This is a genomic window from Mesorhizobium sp. M0208 (assembly GCF_040322015.1).
GTDB lineage: Bacteria > Pseudomonadota > Alphaproteobacteria > Rhizobiales > Rhizobiaceae > Mesorhizobium.
Genome location: NZ_JAMYSP010000099.1, coordinates 1 through 2,625, shown reverse-complemented (window position 1 = coordinate 2,625; position 2,625 = coordinate 1). Strand labels below are relative to the sequence as shown.

The 2,625-nt window shown below is 59.6% G+C and carries 3 protein-coding genes; 2 read left to right on the top strand and 1 reads right to left on the bottom strand.

Annotated features, from left to right (window positions below; genetic code table 11):
- Window positions 1-36: 36 nt before the first annotated feature.
- Window positions 37-198: a hypothetical protein gene (locus NKJ17_RS33710; RefSeq protein WP_352692015.1), complete on the bottom strand. Its 162-nt coding sequence runs from the start codon at window positions 196-198 to the stop codon at window positions 37-39.
- Here NKJ17_RS33710 and istA point away from each other — a divergent pair.
- Complete coding sequence (gene istA, locus NKJ17_RS33705; RefSeq protein WP_352692013.1) at window positions 197-1,708, top strand: IS21 family transposase; 1,512 nt, start codon at window positions 197-199, stop codon at window positions 1,706-1,708. The genes NKJ17_RS33710 and istA overlap by 2 nt on opposite strands.
- 12 nt (window positions 1,709-1,720) lie before the next feature.
- On the top strand, window positions 1,721-2,476 hold the full coding sequence (istB, locus tag NKJ17_RS33700; RefSeq protein WP_352692011.1) for an IS21-like element helper ATPase IstB: 756 nt from the start codon (window positions 1,721-1,723) through the stop codon (window positions 2,474-2,476).
- The last annotated feature ends 149 nt before the right edge of the window (window positions 2,477-2,625 follow it).

Below are 2,625 nucleotides of genomic sequence, written 5' to 3'. Positions count from 1 at the left end.
GTGCGGATTCCGACGTGAAGCCGGCCGCCATTCCGATCAAAGACCGGCCAGCATTCCGATATGAAGCCGGCCAGCGTTCCAATCAAAAGCCGGCCAGTTTTCGGCACTGAACATTACCTCCTGGGTCAGCAACTTTGGCATCAAATGCCCCGCGATGAACGGGGAGATTTTGATGCCGGCAAAGAGAAGGCTGACCATGAGACAGTTACGACAAATGCTACGGCTTGCCGGAAGCGGGACGAGCTCCCGCGAGATTGCCGTCGTGTTGGGAATAGCGCGCAGTACGGTGCAGGATAATCTGCAGCGCGCAGCCGCGGTTGGATTGAGCTGGCCCTTGCCGGGCGAACTGACCGACGATGCGCTCGAGAACAAACTCTTCACTCGCAACGGCGTCAAACAGGGCACGAGAAGACGCACAGAACCGAACTGGGCCGATCTTGCCGTCGAGCTCAAGAAGCCCGGCGTCACCCTGCTTATCCTGTGGGAGGAGTATCGTGGGTCGCATCCCGAAGGATATGGCTACAGTCGCTTCTGCGAACTCTTTCGCGGTTTCGAGCAGCGGCTGTCGCCGACGATGCGTCAGGAGCATGCGGCCGGCGACAAGGTCTTCGTCGACTATTCCGGCAAGAAGATCCCGATTGTCGATCGCAAGACCGGTGAGATCCGCGAGGCGGAGATCTTCGTGGCGGTGCTCGGCGCATCCAGCTTCACCTATGCGGAGGCGACTTGGACGCAAACGCTCCCGGACTGGATCGGCTCGCATGTCCGGATGTTTCGTTTCTTCGGAGGCGTTCCCCGGCTGATCGTTCCCGACAATCTGAAGTCGGGCGTCAGTCGCGCCAGCTTCTACGATCCCGAGATCAACCGCAGCTACGGCATGATGGCATCCCACTATGGCGTCGGCGTTCTTCCGGCACGGCCAAGAAAGCCTCGGGACAAATCGAAAGTGGAGAATGGCGTCCGTTTCGCCCAGTCCTGCATTTTGGGGCGTCTGCGCAATCAGACCTTCTTCTCGCTTGCTGAAGCCAATGCCGCCATTGGCCAGGCACTCGATCGCATCAACGACCACGTCATGCGCCGGCTGGGTGTCAGTCGCCGGCAACTGTTTGAGAGTGTCGAGCGTGCCGTACTCGCCAGCCTTCCGAGCGAAGACTACGAGTTTGCCGAATGGCGTTTGGCTCGCGTCTCGACGGATTACCACGTCGAGTTCAAAACCTTCTTTTATTCCGTGCCGCACAGCCTCATTCGCCAGCAGGTCGATCTGAGGGCGACAGCACGGACCATCGAGATCTTTCACCGCGGCAAGCGCATTGCCGTCCACCAGCGCCGCTATGGAGGTGCTCGCCATGGAACCGATCCGGATCACATGCCCAGTTCCCACCGGCGCTATGCCGAATGGACACCGGAGCGCTTTCGGCGTTGGGCCACGTCGATCGGGCCGCAGACCGAAGGTCTGGTCATCGCAATTCTCGCCAGCCGTCCGCACCCCGAACAGGGCTTCCGAACATGCCTGGGCATCCTGCGCCTGTTTCGCGACATCGAGCGCAATCGGGCTGAAGCCGTATCAGCCCGCGCCGTCGAGATCGGTGGCCTGAACTGCAAGAGCATTGCTTCGCTCATCGCCAACCACAAGGCCGCGCGCCATTCCACCGAACCAACCGCCATCGTCGATCACGCCAATCTGCGTGGCCCTGATTACTTTCATTGAGGAGACACACCCATGCTGATCAATCCCACCATCGACATGCTGCGAGAGCTCGGCCTTTACGGCATGGCAACCGCTTTCCAGGAACTCGACGCACAGTCCGAAGCGCGCGGCCTCGAGCACGGCGAATGGCTTGCCATGCTGCTCGAACGCGAGGCGACCATGCGCCGCCAGAAGCGTTTCGAGGCCCGCGCCAGAGCTGCCAAACTTCGTCATGACGCACAGATCGAGAATGCCGACTTTCGTGCTGCACGCGGTCTCGACCGCAAACTGTTCATGGCGCTTGCCAGCTGCGACTGGATCAGAAAGCATCACGGTCTTCTTGTCACCGGGCCAGCCGGCGTCGGCAAAAGCTGGCTTGCCTGCGCGCTCGGCCACAAGGCCTGCCGCGAGGATTTCTCCGTCACATACCACCGCGTTCCCCGGCTGTTCGCCACGCTCGCACTTGCAAGAGGTGACGGGCGATACGGCAGGATCCTCAAATCCCTCGCCAAGACCGATCTGCTTATTCTTGATGATTGGGGACCGGAAAAACTCAATGACGACCAACGCCGCGATCTCCTGGAGATCATTGAGGACCGCTACGAACGACGCTCAACCATCGTCACAAGTCAGGTCCCCGTGGATCGCTGGTGGGAGATTATTGCAAACCCAACACTCGCCGATGCCATCCTGGATCGCCTCGTTCACAACGCCTATCGCATCGATCTGACCGGTGAAAGCATGCGAAAAGAGCGCCCGCCAATCGCACCCGAAAACACCGAAGCTTGACCTCAAACAAAACTCGATCCAAACATCAACCAGACCCAGGATCAGTCCGAAAAATGGCCGCCTTCAAATCGGAATGCCGGCCGGAATGAAATCGGAATGACTGGCCGGCTTCAAATTGGAATCAGTGGCCGGCTTCAGTGGAATACGCA